Source organism: Serratia ficaria, assembly GCF_900187015.1.
Taxonomy (GTDB): Bacteria; Pseudomonadota; Gammaproteobacteria; order Enterobacterales; family Enterobacteriaceae; genus Serratia; species Serratia ficaria.
The window spans coordinates 4,409,703-4,423,846 of sequence record NZ_LT906479.1; the positions used below are offsets into that span (position 1 = coordinate 4,409,703).

The following is a 14,144-nucleotide window of genomic DNA, read 5'->3' on the forward strand; positions in this document are numbered from 1 at the left end:
GGAAACGCGCATTATGCAAAGATACATTGGTTTAGCAAGTGTTCATCTTAATACCTGCCGTGCGACGTCGGAAAGTTCCGGTTTACAGCATCATGACTCTATGCTGCAATCTCGCTTCATTTTCTGCCGGATATCGAATCTGCTTATGATGCAAGCACAACAGTTCGCACAGGTGGTGCTTGACTGGTACCAGCGTTACGGCCGTAAAACCCTGCCGTGGCAGCTTGATAAGACCGCCTATCAAGTATGGCTCTCCGAGGTGATGTTGCAACAGACTCAGGTTGCCACCGTCATTCCTTACTTTCAGCGGTTTATGGCGCGTTTTCCCAACGTGCGCGCGCTGGCGGAAGCCCCGCTGGACGAGGTGCTGCATCTGTGGACCGGCCTGGGCTATTACGCCCGCGCCCGCAACCTGCACAAGGCGGCGCAGACCATTGTCGCACAGCACGGCGGCGAGTTCCCGACAACCTTCGAAGAAATTGCCGCCCTGCCCGGCATCGGCCGCTCCACCGCCGGCGCGGTGCTGTCGCTGGCGCTCGGCCAGCACTACCCGATCCTCGACGGCAACGTAAAGCGCGTGCTGGCGCGCTGCTATGCGGTGGCAGGCTGGCCGGGAAAAAAAGAGGTCGAGAACCGGCTGTGGAAGATCAGCGAAGACGTCACCCCGGCGCAGGGCGTCGGCCAATTCAACCAGGCGATGATGGATCTGGGCGCCATGGTGTGCACCCGCTCCAAACCCAAGTGCGAGCTCTGCCCGCTCAACGTCGGCTGCATCGCCTACGCCAACCACAGCTGGGCCAACTATCCCGGCAAGAAGCCGAAACAGACCCTGCCGGAAAAAACCGCCTACTTCTTGCTGCTGCAGCATGGCGAACGCGTGTGGTTGGAACAGCGCCCGGCGGTCGGCCTGTGGGGCGGCCTGTTCTGCTTCCCGCAGTTCAGCGAACGCGACGGTTTGGAACTCTGGCTGCAACAACGCGGTCTGAAAGGCAACCGCCTGGAGCAGCTGACCGCATTTCGCCATACATTCAGCCATTTCCACCTCGATATCGTGCCGATGTGGCTGGAAATCAACGCGGCGGGCGGCGGCATGGATGAGGGCCCCGGTCTCTGGTATAACTTAGCGCAGCCGCCGTCGGTCGGGCTGGCAGCGCCGGTTGATCGCCTGTTGCAACAGTTGGCGAAGCAGTCTCCGATCCAACAAAATTTATATGGCGATAACGCCATTGACGAGGAATTAGCATGAGCCGCACCATTTTTTGTACCTTCCTGCAGCGCGACGCCGAAGGGCAGGATTTCCAGCTTTACCCGGGTGAAGTCGGCAAACGCATCTACAACGAGATCTCCAAGGAAGCCTGGGGCGAATGGATGAAGAAGCAAACCATGCTGATCAACGAGAAAAAGCTGAACATGATGAACGTCGATGACCGCAAGCTGCTGGAACAAGAGATGATCAAATTCCTGTTCGAAGGGCATGACGTGCATATCGAAGGCTATACGCCGCCAAGCGAATAACGCTGTTGGGGCCAGGCGCTGGCCCGCTTCAATACTCTTATAATTCTTCAAGACGGCTTTAAGATGAAGAAAATTTTAGCTTTGCTAGTGATAGCGCCTTTGCTGATTTCCTGTTCCGGCAAAAAAAGTGATGAAGTCAACGAAGCCTGGGTGAAAGACACCAACGGCTTCGACATTCTGATGGGCCAGTTCGCCCACAACATCGAAAACATCTGGGGTCTGAACGAAGTTCTGATCGCCGGGCCGAAAGACTACGTCAAATATACCGACCAGTATCAAACCCGCAGCCACATCAACTTCGATTCGGGCGCCATCACCATCGAGACCATCGCCACCACCGATCCGAGCGCGCATCTGCGCCGGGCGATCATCAGCACCCTGCTGATGGGCGACGATCCGGGGTCTATCGACCTCTATTCCGACGTCAACGATATCCAGATCAGTAAAGAGCCGTTCCTGTATAGCCAGGTGCTGGATAACAAGGGCGCGCCGATCCGCTGGGAATGGCGCGCGGCGCACTTCGCCGACTATCTGCTGCAGACCAGGCTGCAAAAACGCACCTCCGGCCTGCATGTGATTTACTCGGTCACCATTCAGCTGGTGCCGAACCACCTGGACAAGCGTGCGCATAAATACCTGCCGATGGTGCGCAAGGCGTCGGAGAAATACGGTGTGGAAGAGTCGCTGATCCTGGCTATCATGCAGACCGAATCGAGTTTCAACCCGTATGCGGTAAGCGGCTCCGACGCGCTGGGCCTGATGCAGGTGGTGCAGCATACCGCCGGCAAGGACGTGTTCCAGATGCGCGGCAAATGGGGCAAACCGAGCCGCAGCTATCTGTTCGATCCGGAAAACAACATCGATACCGGCACCGCCTACCTGGCGATCCTGCAGAACAATTACCTGGGCGGCATTCAGAACCCGACCTCGCGCCGCTATGCGGTGATCACCGCCTATAACGGCGGCGCAGGCAGCGTGCTGCGGGTGTTCTCCAGCGACCGAAGCCGCGCGGTAGGCATCATCAACAACATGCAGCCCGGCGATGTGTACCAGACGCTGACCACCAAGCATCCGGCCGCCGAATCGCGCCGCTACCTGGTGAAGGTGAACAACGCGCAGAAGAGCTATCGCCGCCGTTGATCCCCCCGGCGGGGGCGGACACCGACGTCGCCCCCGCCGCCATCCTCAATCCGCCAGGCTATAGCCATCGCGCCCCTGCGCCTTGGCGCGATATAAGGCCGCGTCGGCCGCCGCCAGCAGTTGCTCACGCCCCAGCCCCTTGCGCCATTGGGCGATGCCCTGGCTCACCGTGACCCGATTCGCCACCTCGGAATCCGCATGCGGCAGCGCCAGCTCCGCCAGCGATGCCTCAATCCTTTTCGCCACCTGCACCGCTTCGTTCGCGTCGGATTTCGGCAGCAGAATGATGAACTCCTCCCCGCCATAGCGGGCCACCAGATCCTGCGAACGGCGAGTGGCGCTCTCCAGGCAGGCCGCCAGGCGGATCAGGCACTCATCCCCCTGCTGATGACCATAGCGGTCGTTGTATTTTTTGAAGAAATCGACGTCCAGCATGATCAGGGAAAACGGCCTCTGCAACAGCGACTCGCGCTGCAAGACGGCGTCGAAAAAGCTGTCGAAACCGCGCCGGTTGGCGATGCCGGTCAGGGGATCGCGATGCGCCATCCTGCTCAGCCGCTCAATCAGCCGCTGGTTTTCCCGCTCGCGCTCGAGCGCCAGCTGAAACCAGTGCTCCAGGCGGCGCTTCGCGGAATAAATTACAAACAGCATCAGCGCATAGGAAATCAGGTTCACCAACGAGAAAGCGCTGCGGATCACGATATTTTCGGCAATCGCCGCCAACAGCACCGGGACGCTAAACAGGAAAAACAGCCTGGGAGACAGGTAGAAAGCCACCAGAGAGGAAAACAGCAGGCCGATAGTCAGCGGATACACCAGATAAATGATGTCATTGACGATCAGGTGGTAAAAAATAGCGCACCAGCACAGGGCCAGCAGCAGCAGACAAACGACGGCGCCGCGCCAAACCGATCGCTCCCCTTTGGCGGCCAGCCGACGCAGCGCCACATAGGACAAGGCCGATATCAGCGCCACTCCGCTTATCGCCGGCGCATCGCGCAGCGGCTGAATAACCGAGTGGGCGTCATAGCCCTGAGCCCGCTGAAAAAACAGGTAGACCGAGAACAGGGCATTAACCAACAGAAACCAGTTGAAATTACCCAGCGTAGCGCGTCTTTTCTCCCCGTCGACCCACTCGATATATCCCTCTTTTTTCATCATATTATTTTTGTCACCGATGGATTTACCTAAAAGGTAGCGGCGCCTTCCCGCTTTGTCATCCCGGGCGGTCACAATGTCATGGCGGCCCTCTGCTGGCCGCCCGGCGTTATTGCTTGATCATATAGCCGAAGATGCGCTTCCAGCCGTGATCTTTTTTCTCGATATACACCCCCTGCAGCTCCGGCGAAAAGCCCGGCAGGCGGTTGATGCCCTCTTCCAGCGCCAGGAAGTAGCGCTGCACCGCGCCGCCCCACACTTCCCCCGGCACCACGCACAGCACGCCCGGCGGGTACGGCAGCGCACCCTCCGCCGCGATGCGCCCCGCCGCCTGGCCGATAGGCACCAGCTCGACGTTGTCGCGGATAAACTCGACGTTGGCGTCCTGCGGGTTCATCTCCACCGGCGGGAAATGGTCCTGGCGGAACATCTCTTTCTGCAGCTGCTTGACGTCGAAGCTGACGTACAGGTCGTGCATCTCCTGGCACAGCTGACGAATGCTGTAACCGCGGTAGCGCTGTTCATTCTTGCGGTAGACCGTCGGCAGCACCAGGCTCAGCGGGGCGTCCTCCTCCACGTAACGCTCGAACTGCACCAGCATCTCCACCAGCTGTTCCAGCTTGGCCGGGTTTTCCGCCGGGGTCAGCAGGAACAGGATCGAGTTCAGATCGCACTTCTCCGGCACAATGCCGTTCTCGCGCAGGAAGTTGGCCAGGATAGTCGCCGGCACGCCGAATTCGGTGTATTGGCCGGTGGCCGCGTCGATGCCCGGCGTGGTCAGCAACAGCTTGCAGGGATCCACCAGGTACTGATCCTGCGCATAGCCTTCGAAACCGTGCCACTTTTCGCCCGGCACAAAGTTGAAGAAACGGGAGTCGTCGGCGATCAGATCGGTATCGTAATCCTGCCAATCCCGCCCCGCCACCTGCAGCGGAATGAAGGGTTTCAGCTGCGAGCAGCGCTTGAGCAGCTGCTTGCGCGTCTCGATGCCGAGCTTCACGCAGTCCATCCACATGCGGCGGCCGGCGGCGCCGGCGTGCATCTTGGCGTTGACGTCCAGCGCGGCGAACAGCGGATAAAACGGGCTGGTCGAGGCATGCAGCATAAAGGCGTTGTTCAGGTGCTTATGATTGCAGTGGCGCTTTTGCCCCTTGATATGGTCGTCTTTCTTGTGGATCTGCGAAGTTTGCGAGAAACCGGCCTGCTGCTTGTGCACCGACTGGGTGACGAAGATGCCCGGATCGTGTTCGTCCAGCTCCAGCAGCAGCGGCGAGCACTCTTTCAGCATCGGGATAAAGCCTTCGTAACCCACCCAGGCGGAGTCGAACAGGATGTAATCGCACAGGTGGCCGATGGTGTCGATCACCTGACGCGCGTTATAGATAGTGCCGTCGTAAGTGCCGAGCTGGATGATCGCCAAACGGAACGGCCGCTGGGCGTTGGCCTTCTCCGGCGCCACCTCGCGGATCTGCTCACGCAGATAGCGCTCATCGAAACAGCGCGAGTCTACGCCGCCGATAAAGCCGAACGGGTTGCGCGCGGTTTCCAGATAGACCGGCGTCGCCCCGGCCTGGATCAGCGCGCCGTGGTGGTTGGACTTATGGTTGTTGCGATCGAACAATACCAGATCGCCGCGGGTCAGCAGCGCGTTGGTCACCACCTTGTTGGCAGCGGACGTTCCGTTGAGCACGAAGTAGGTTTTGTCAGCATTGAATACCCGCGCCGCATGCTTTTGCGCATCCTTGGCCGATCCTTCGTGGATCAACAGGTCGCCCAGCTTGACGTCGGCGTTGCACATATCGGAACGAAAAACGGTTTCGCCGTAAAACTCAAAAAACTTCCTGCCGGCCGGGTGCTTGCGGAAGAATTCGCCGCCCTGGTGCCCCGGGCAGGCAAAGGTGGCGTTTTCCATTTCCACGTAGGTTTTCAGCGTCTTGAAGAACGGCGGCAGCAGCGCCTGCTCGTAGGCGTCTGCGGCGGCCTCCAGTTGGGCCATGTAAAACGGCTTGCTGGCGCCGGCCAGCAACGCGAACACGCCGCTGATAAACGGCAGGTAGTCCGGGGAGAGAGAGTCGTCCCCTTCAACAGCAACAAAGGTCGGGATGTCGAAACCGGTGGCCTTCAACCGCGCCAGAATGCCGGCGTTCACATCGGCTACCGACACCACTACCGCCGCCACGTCGGTGTAGTCCGTCTGCTCCACCCGCACGATCTGACGCAGGGTTTCAATGGTGGCGACCAGGCTGGCGCTTGTTGCTATTTTCAATTCTTTCATAATGCTGACTCTCAAACTGTTAAGGATGAGGCTGTGCCACAGGCACGGTGATGAGATAACAACGTTATCCCGGCAAAGTGATGCCCGGGTTGCAGCTTAATGCGCAAGCGTGACCGGCCCATGATCGCAAGGCAATCAGGCGGCTATCGGGAACTGGTATCGGCAGCGTCCGATAGACATCAGTAAAATCAGAGCCGCAGCTCTATTTTTAATAATGCCTAACAGCGAGCATCGGCTGACCTTACCGCATGGTCGGCAGGCGTGTGCGTTCGGGCTGCGTTCGGGAGAGGCAACGGTGGAATAATGGCATCATCAGATGTCTGGTGCGCGGCAGCGCCTGTGCAACAAAACCAGTCATGCCAGTAACCCTCTGACTTAAAGGAGCGGAAACACCGTTGGGGACATGGGGTGCTAAAAATTTGCGCAATGATTGCACGTTTTTTTATGAGGTTCAAGTGACAATCTTGTTGATTTATAGCGCGAAAGAAAAACCCAACCTATTGTTATTTAATGAGTAAAAACAAACAGCGGTAAAAGCGAAGCGCTATAAATACACCTTTATTTTGCATGTCTACCGCCCCGTGCCCGCGCAGGATACCGCCTTGCGCTCGCCCTGCTGCATGAAAATAGAGCAACCGATCCGCTTTGTGACAGAAAGCGATTGACGCCATCCGGCCAATACGGTTTAATGCGCCCCGTTGCCCGGATAGCTCAGTCGGTAGAGCAGGGGATTGAAAATCCCCGTGTCCTTGGTTCGATTCCGAGTCCGGGCACCATATTTAGAAGAACCCGCCTATGGCGGGTTTTTTGCTTTCTGAGCCGCGGACTCTCCATCGAACTTCGTTCGATTATTCGGCCTGAAGGCCTCCCGTCGTAATTACGTTGAAGTGAATGAGTGTTTAAGACCGTACTGACACGGACTACATGTTGGTCAGATGGTAGTAAAACGTTGAAAGCCACGTCGTGCGTGGTTTGAGACGTTATGCGCTACGCGCGTCACTTGGTAGTGTCTTCGCCACTTCACAGGTGACGCGCGCTCCTCTGCTCCCAATGAGACTCACGTAAGCAGCCAAATGTACCCATTGGCTTTATACGTTCGTTCAAAGGTTGCATCGTCGGCAACACGTCATTAAAGCCTTTAACAGCTTTACATAAATAAACGATATCAGTCAGTTATGACTGATTTATCCAGGCAAGGACTGCCCAATGTAGATGTGTGCCTGGCTAGTTAGCACCAAGGCATTGAGAGACTTTTCAGCAGCCTTAACCGCTCCGAATACTACGTTGAATGAGCGATATCTGCTCCCAAAGGCGGGCAGATGTACCACACCATACCTGGCGTGCTCCCTCTCAGGCTACGGAAGCTTTCTTTTGCCATCACCCGAAGGCGATCCTCGCAGATGGCCAGATCATTGGTGGATGTCTATCGACAGCAGGGTCACCCGAAGGCGCTCATCGCAGACCCATTGAGCATTGGTGGTCGTCCGAAGACGACAGTACAACACGGACAGATTAAATGATTTGACCGAATGTCGTCAATCGCAACAAGTTAATTATCAAAAAATTTCTCATATTTTAAGTTGTTTATTTTTAAATGCATGCCAGGCGAAAGCAATAAAAGCGAGGTATACCCTCGCTATTAAAAACACATTGAAAGCAATCAGCCCTATATTACAAATACATTTAACGCCCTAAAATCAACGAGAGCACCAATCTTCTTCAAATAATCCTCGCCGACCAACTGAGGGCGATAAATCATGTTTTCATTAAATGCAGAGTAGTGTTGAAATGAACATCGACCAATTACGGATGGAACATCATTCACAATGCCATATGTGGTCGCAAACGTAAGGTCGATTATTTCCATATTTGGCGTCGTCAACCAAGCATGTAAATTTATCGCGCCCGCACTAGACATAGGATTATCCAGGTTACTTTTTAACTTTTCTTCACCCGTATAAAAAACTGGCCGCTTCTCATAATCAACATAGCCTAAAGTATAATAAAGCGGAGTTTGCAAAGCTTCCTCCAAAGCATCCTGAACGAAATACATATATCCAAAGCATTGCTGTGAAACTTCTTCCGGAGTATGCTTTGAAGCAATACTCTGAATGACTTTTAGCGCTGCTTCGCTTTTATCCCCAGTCAGAAATGGAGCTTTAATTAATTTGATGTCAGGCACTTCGAGATTCCATTTTCTGGAGCGTTTTACAGCAGAGACGAACTCCGCCTCATAATTAACTCCCTTACAAAACCTCTTGATTATTCCTCTAAGCATAATCACCTTCTTAATATTAGTAAAACAGGCAACCCACTACCAAATCCCACACATTCAACAAGCACCGCTTTCGTATACCCCCCAAGCAGATAGCCATATACGGCCCTTTTCATGATGTTCCAAACCATCCAACCAAACGAGTTGTTTAGGCGGAGGCGTTAGTTTGAAGTATAGTGATTTTTGACACACATCCACTAAGCTCCGCCTAACACCGGCAAGCTGATAATGAAAATCCAGGATAAATAATGAGTAAAATGACTTATTGCTCATAGCTTCATATAGAGTCATCCGGGGGGCCTCATAGACACGCAGATTTTAGTCAAACCACAGCTAAAATCCGCATGCCTTACCCGGAAATAGAACTAGAAAAGGCTACCAGTTGTTAGCAGCGCCTTGATTTTGTTTACATTTACCTCGCCTTCCGCTGCAGAAACAAAGTGCTGCAACTGCCATTTTTGAGTTGTTATAGCCTGTTTCACAATGGGTTTAACCCAAGGAGCATAAACGCGGATAGCTCTTTTCCCCTCCTTCCCCTTAACTGACATGACCCCTTTTTTCGCCAGCACATGTCGGTTGAATATAAAAATCCCTCGATGAGTATGATCAAAAACACTCACCAATACGAACTCAATGCCATCGTCAAAATCGATGGGCATAATTTCATCTTGTACCTGAGGTCTTTTCCATATAGTAACAAATTGCCCGAGTTTAGTTGGGGTTGTATTAGCGACACGGAATAATGCTCGCTTACCTTCCACCTCAAGCTGACAGGCGCCATATTCACAGCTCTCAGCTTCTCGTTGAGGTTCCGACATACAAATCCCGGCAGGCAACAATACATCGTTTATTATATCAGAAAGTTGAACCGGAATTTTCCCTTTCGCCGGATCGGCAAACCAAGCGCCCTCAACGTTTTTACTGCTTCCCAACATACTTTATTTCCTTCTTTAGTATCAGAGACTCTCTCACCAACAATTTTATAATTCTCTGCTTGCTCAGGAAGATGCACGCAGAATACAAACCTGAACGTAACACTACCACAATCGCATGCACACTGACTGTTCTTTTCAAAATACTCTCTGCTACCCTCCGACATCAGAAGGCTTCTCTACGGTCAACCGTTTCCGAATTATATAGGCAATACAACCCATTACATCCGAGACCTCTTTCTTTTGGATACCCCAACGCATTGTTCACATAGTCAATATCATCGACTCTGAGGCTGCGGGCAATATGACTGTGGCCGTAAACATGGATATCGGGCTGAAGAATAGAAATCTGCTCCGCTAGTTTTTCAGAACCTAACACCGGAAAAATATATTTGAACGTCTCAGGAACAAAGTTCGGCAACAGTTTTGATGACGGTAAAAAATGCGAAAACGAAATGACAACATCATTCTTTGTATTGAGTCGCGAGGTATTTTTATCAAGGAAAAAATTCGTCACGTGCTGAAAATCCCAATTATCAGGCCACTTGCATGCATAAAAATCCATCCAATTTTCGAGCAATTTCTCCGTAGGTGAGGCAAAAGAAAAATCATACCAACTGAGCAAAGGCACGATTGATACGCTGCCATGGTGGTAGACGTCCATGGAAACTCCACACCGCTCAGTAAGCAGGCAAATCTGCTCAAATTTTTTGACCGATGTGGGCATGTCATCGCGAATAACCCAAAGTTCATGATTGCCTGGTACGAAGAGCACCTTTTTAAAACGGCAGGCAAGAAAGGTAAAACACTGCTCAAGCCTGCTCAAATCGTCACTCACATCACCCGCCACAATCAACACATCTTCAGTATAATCAGCATCAAATGCATTAAAAAGCCACTTGGCATTGCCATCAAAGTCGATATGAAGATCTGAGATTGCGAAAACTTTCATATATCACCTTTTAAAATCCCCTCTCCAAATGCCCCTGGAGAGGGTCACTTCACAGCTATTGCTCGCTTTGCATAATCAACTGATTTAGCTTTTGCGCCAATGTCGTCGTCAAAGGCGGATAAACATGCTGCCCTGTATGTCGATATTCTATCGCGCCTTTGTAGGCGCGTTTGAAATGCGGCGCTTCGGCGAGAAATACTGGCATATCGTTATCGCCGACAATCTGCAGCATAGGTAGCTGCAATCCGCCCACCTTATTGAATAACCCATCGCGTTCGTGAATCGGTGAGCGCCAGGGTGACATCGCAATGAAGAAATTAATATCCTGCAATCCCAAATCTTCACCTAAATGCTGGAGATGAAGAGCAACGGACGCCACGGCGGCCCCTTCACAAAATCCTGCAATACCTTCAAAAGGACCGTAATTCTGCGTCAGCTCTCTAACGTAAGACAGCGTTGAACGCCATATATCGCGATCTTGCGCGGATATCTCTTGAGGCTCAGTTCCATGAAACTCTTCCCACAGCCTTTCGAATCCCGCTTTCCACTCTCTGTATTTCCCTTGCGTGTCATACACACCACTCTCAACAAGCTGTGTTAAGCCAATTTGCTGCAGCTGAATCTCATTAGTAAATGCAGGCATTTCATAAGGCGCATCTGGGATGACGAATTCAAGATCCGTACGGGCGCTCCAGCCCGTGCGCTCAAGCAACGATTTCGCTAAGCGGGCATTCGTACCCTGGCCGGACAAGAACAACACTCGGCGACGCCGCGGAACATATACGGACATGGCCCCGAATCGCTCATGGGTGTAACGCTTCTCTATCGGCATAGCGGGATTGCGGCGGTGCAATATCGACATTGCAGGCTCCAGCAACTGCCAAAGCGCCGTAATCTCGCTATCTGAAGCATTCAGCAGCTGAGCATAGTTTCGCCATTCATTTTCTCGCTCAACCTGGAAGCGATCAAAGGGATAAAGCTCGACGGTACGCGCGGCCACTGTTTTTTTAGCCGGCTCAATGAAATCCCATAGCTCCATAAAAATGCGTTCAGCATTCGTAGTTTTTTGAGATTCCGTCATGATGCGTGATAAAGAATTGTCGAATGCCGACGGATTCTCTCGGAAATGAATATAGGCGCGTGCAAACGCTTGTACGAAGAACGCATAGCTGGAACAAAGCAGCGTACGCACTTTCCTTGGTACCTGCGCCCCATCATTGTAAGTGAAGAGGTTGGGATCGCCGTTAATCCAAAGGCCTTCCACCGTCATGTCTTGGCCAAATATGCCCGGCAATAAGGCAATGTCTGTATCCGAGCCCAAACACTTCAGGAAAACATCCGCTTCGATTTCTTGCCCTTTTCGGGTCAGGACACCATTGCTGGTCATCCTGTCAACTTCATCCTCGACGATGGTGAGCTTCCCAAGTATCTGAGCGAGGAAGAACAGATCGGAACCCGGCGGAACAGTGGTTTGATCAAGCAACAAATCGCCGTTTTTGTCGCGGCTAATAGATGGTAGTGTTTCTATATCGATGCCGCATGCCTGGTAAAAGGGACGCATGATCTCGACGACGTCGGCAACCGGCATCACGCCGTTGTTGGAGTTGAGAAGCCAATTGCAAAACGTTGACAGGACGAGATTTCGACGACGGCACAACAATGTGACATGCTTCGCGCCGTTTTCCAGGGCCGTGCGCATATTTTCTATAGCGAATGCCCCGTGTCCAACAATCACCACAGAAGCTCCGTTAAAGGCCGCTACCGCCGTATCGTTGCTGATCCCCTGCCCGATGTGTCCGGCGAAACGATCTTCGTCCGGAAAACGATGCTGTACCGGGCAGTGCAAACCTCCCGTCATCGCAGCAACCCCAGACACCAGCATGCTGTACGATTTACCGTCTTTCAGATAAGTGGCGAGGTATTCGTTCTCGCCTTTTTTTTCCACCCGCTGCACTTCACAACCAAAGAGAACGTCCCCCTTCAATGTTTCCGCGATCATTCCCGCGCCCTCAAGAATCTCGGCACGGCCTGGGAATCCTTTCTTCCATCGATGGTCGCCGATTAATGGCAGATGGTTGCTATCAAAATCATACGCTGGGGAATCTATTTGCAGCTTCGAATCATCATTCGCCAGATTTTTCCACACTCCCCCCACCCAGTCGTTTTTCTCGAAAACCACAACGGATAGGCCATTTTTCTCCAGCTGTCGCGCAAAACCCAACCCACCGATGCCGGCGCCAATGACCAACACCGGTAACGATGAGGTGGCACGTTCCGGCTGCGCGTTGGACAAGGTAGCGCCGGTTGCCGGTTTTTCCGCCATGACATAGCGCACCATGGCGTTGATATCGGGATTTTCAAGCGCGAAAGTCGCCGGAAGCCCCATTTTCAAAGAGGACGCTATTCGGTTGCGTAAAGACATGCTTCCCAAAGAATCCAGACCATTTTCCAGTAAAGCGACATCGTCATCGACCGACTCCCCGACCGTTTCCCAAACGGCCTCGCGTATAATCTGACGAATGTCCTGGACGCCCCCCATCGGGGAAGCGTTCGTGCATGGTTTCAAAGCATCAATCAGCGGGCTTGTCAGTTTGACGCGCGCCCACTCTATCGGCGAGACAAGGAAAGTACCGGCGCTGTCTGACGACAGAAGCTTGCCGAGTATTTCACAACCCAACGCATTGCTGATGGCGCCAAAGCCGGCGCTTTCTGCGCGACGCACCGCATCATGACGTACCGCCATGCCATCTTCAGACCAGGCTCCCCACTGAATCGAAAGCGCTTTTTCGCCGCTCTGTGCCCACTGATTTGCTAGAGCGTCCAGCCCGCTATTCGCCGCAGCATAACTCGCCTGGCCAACGGAACCGAACGCCGCGGCGGCGGAGGAATACAACACAATAAAATCGCCTGGCGCCAGGATATCATGCAGGAGTTTCGCACCATTCACTTTCACAGCCCGCGCGTGATCCAGCATTGACGGCGTTTGCTTAAGCAAGGTGCCATCGGTTAACAAGCCCGCGATATGAATCACGCCAGCGACGGCCGGCCACCCTTGCGCCTGCCGCCAGGCGGGGATCGCCTCTACCTGTCGACGATCCGCCACATCACACGTCAGGCTGGCAACCGCAACATTGCCCCCCAGAGTTGGTAAATCCGCCGGAGAATAAGCGGTTCGCGACAACAGCAGCACATGCGTCGCCCCCTGTGCCGCCAGATAATTGGCGACGACTTGTCCCAGCGCTCCCATGCCGCCGCTGATGACATAGGTTGCGCCCGCACGAATTCCCGTTCTGTCTCTCTTCTGCGCTTGATAATGTTGTAGCCGCGGCGACTGCACGCTGCCTGAATCGCTCAGGCGGCATTCTTCCTCGATATCCCCGCGAAGACACAGTGACAGCGCTCGCGCCAATTGTTCCGGCAAGCACTCGATATATCGCAACACCCGTTCCGGTTGCTCTTGCCGCGCAGTGCGAACCAACCCGCCTAAGCCCGCATCACCCAGTGAGCCGCTCCGTTTCAACAGGACTAAACACGGTACCGGTTTTGCCTGCAACACGGCCAAGGCCTGCGCGACATCCTCCTCTTCTCCTTCGCTCAATACCGCCACGGTCTGCCAGGCTTGTTCATCGATCACGGCGCCTATCGCCTCTGCCCCCACCGCAACCATACAGATCCATCCCTCCGGCAGGTTCGCCGGCACCGTATGGCGTGACAACAGCAAGTGAGGGCCTGGGTTAACCTCTCCCTTTTCTGCCAGTACCTGGTCAACCCAGACCACCGTGTAAAGCGGGTCCGACGCCTTCCCCGCCGACGTATTGGTGTGCGTCGCAGGTTTTACTTCCGACTTAGCCCAGGCTAATGGCTTATGTTTAAACAAAGGTGATCGTTTACTCACAA

The 14,144-nt window shown here is 53.7% G+C and carries 9 protein-coding genes and 1 tRNA gene; 4 read left to right on the top strand and 6 right to left on the bottom strand.

All coding sequences use genetic code 11. The features are described from left to right. The first annotated feature begins 145 nt into the window (after window positions 1–145). From mutY to mltC, 3 genes are all read left to right on the top strand, one after another. Window positions 146–1,246: an A/G-specific adenine glycosylase gene (gene mutY, locus CKW09_RS20775; RefSeq protein ID WP_370671122.1), complete on the top strand. Its 1,101-nt coding sequence runs from the start codon at window positions 146–148 to the stop codon at window positions 1,244–1,246. Further along, window positions 1,243–1,515 (top strand): oxidative damage protection protein, encoded by a 273-nt coding sequence (locus CKW09_RS20780; RefSeq protein ID WP_061798555.1) that lies wholly within the window; start codon window positions 1,243–1,245, stop codon window positions 1,513–1,515. Before mutY ends, CKW09_RS20780 begins: the two co-directional genes overlap by 4 nt. Before the next feature lie 63 nt (window positions 1,516–1,578). After that, window positions 1,579–2,655, top strand: a complete 1,077-nt coding sequence (gene mltC, locus CKW09_RS20785) for a membrane-bound lytic murein transglycosylase MltC (protein ID WP_095099188.1) — start codon at window positions 1,579–1,581, stop codon at window positions 2,653–2,655. A gap of 45 nt (window positions 2,656–2,700) precedes the next feature. Here mltC and CKW09_RS20790 read toward each other — a convergent pair whose 3' ends face one another. Both CKW09_RS20790 and speF read right to left on the bottom strand, forming a co-directional pair. Then, window positions 2,701–3,816, bottom strand: a complete 1,116-nt coding sequence (locus CKW09_RS20790) for a GGDEF domain-containing protein (protein ID WP_061798551.1) — start codon at window positions 3,814–3,816, stop codon at window positions 2,701–2,703. A 106-nt stretch (window positions 3,817–3,922) separates the two neighbouring features. Then, on the bottom strand, window positions 3,923–6,088 hold the full coding sequence (gene speF, locus CKW09_RS20795; RefSeq protein WP_061798549.1) for an ornithine decarboxylase SpeF: 2,166 nt from the start codon (window positions 6,086–6,088) through the stop codon (window positions 3,923–3,925). A 700-nt stretch (window positions 6,089–6,788) separates the two neighbouring features. On the opposite strand from speF, the gene CKW09_RS20800 reads away from it, so the two are divergent. Continuing rightward, window positions 6,789–6,864: transfer RNA gene (locus tag CKW09_RS20800), tRNA-Phe, on the top strand. An 890-nt stretch (window positions 6,865–7,754) separates the two neighbouring features. On the opposite strand, the gene CKW09_RS20805 is transcribed toward CKW09_RS20800, so the two are convergent. The 4 genes from CKW09_RS20805 to CKW09_RS20820 form a co-directional block, all read right to left on the bottom strand. Then, window positions 7,755–8,270, bottom strand: coding sequence for a hypothetical protein (locus CKW09_RS20805; RefSeq protein ID WP_231922095.1), 516 nt, complete (start codon window positions 8,268–8,270; stop codon window positions 7,755–7,757). A gap of 458 nt (window positions 8,271–8,728) precedes the next feature. Next, entirely contained in the window at window positions 8,729–9,298 is a 570-nt protein-coding gene (locus tag CKW09_RS20810; protein ID WP_095099200.1) for a MepB family protein, read from the bottom strand. Between the two features lie 163 nt (window positions 9,299–9,461). Then, window positions 9,462–10,247 carry a metallophosphoesterase family protein gene (locus CKW09_RS20815; protein WP_095099203.1) on the bottom strand — a complete coding sequence of 262 codons (786 nt, stop codon included), beginning with the start codon at window positions 10,245–10,247 and terminating at the stop codon, window positions 9,462–9,464. A 55-nt stretch (window positions 10,248–10,302) separates the two neighbouring features. Continuing rightward, window positions 10,303–14,142: an SDR family NAD(P)-dependent oxidoreductase gene (locus CKW09_RS20820; RefSeq protein ID WP_145957256.1), complete on the bottom strand. Its 3,840-nt coding sequence runs from the start codon at window positions 14,140–14,142 to the stop codon at window positions 10,303–10,305. Window positions 14,143–14,144: the final 2 nt, after the last annotated feature.